Origin of the sequence: Kribbella turkmenica (genome assembly GCF_004348725.1) — a bacterium.
GTDB classification, from domain to species: domain Bacteria; phylum Actinomycetota; class Actinomycetes; order Propionibacteriales; family Kribbellaceae; genus Kribbella; species Kribbella turkmenica.
Map to the genome: position 1 here is coordinate 1 of NZ_SMKR01000351.1, position 601 is coordinate 601.

1 pseudogene is annotated in these 601 nt (G+C 67.9%); it reads right to left on the reverse strand.

Annotation, left to right across the window (positions count from 1 at the left end):
* Positions 1-135: 135 nt before the first annotated feature.
* Positions 136-601 (reverse strand): annotated as a pseudogene (locus tag E1218_RS35835) (phytanoyl-CoA dioxygenase family protein); the annotation flags it as partial.

The following is a 601-nucleotide window of genomic DNA, read 5'->3' on the forward strand; positions in this document are numbered from 1 at the left end:
GTTCTTACCTCAGCGCTGTGTGGATCTCTCACCGGTCGTCTTCTTCGCGGCGGCCTCTTGGCGCTCGACTTCTTGGCGGTCGTAGCCCAGGGCACTTCGGGCCAGGCGATCCGGCAGCCCGCCACGCGGAACGACTCAGTCGGCGCCCATGACGAGGCCTTCGATGTCGTGCTTCTGGACGATGGGCACGAGTTCGTCGACGACCTGACACTCGAGGTGGCGCCGTACCGCGTCCGGGAGACGGTCGTAGTACTCCTTGGTGACCATCGGGTTGTGGAGGGCCGAGTGGCCGGCGCCCGGAGCATCCACGCCCAGGACCAGCACCGGGCGGGCGACAGGGGAACGGTGCTCGGTACCGCGATGAATGGTCAGGGCCGACCGCACGGAGATGTCGCCCAGCTGCGGATACTTGCGGACGGCGCCCCCGGCGTACCGCGGCCAGGTCTCCTTCGGCGGGAACATCTCGTGATCCCAGCCACGACCGTCGTCCCACTGACTGCCCTGCGCGATCTCGAACGGACCCATGTCCGAAGTGACGTCGACCCCGGTCAGGTTGAACGCCAGCGACGTGACCCGCCGGTCCTGGTAGGTCTCCGGCGGC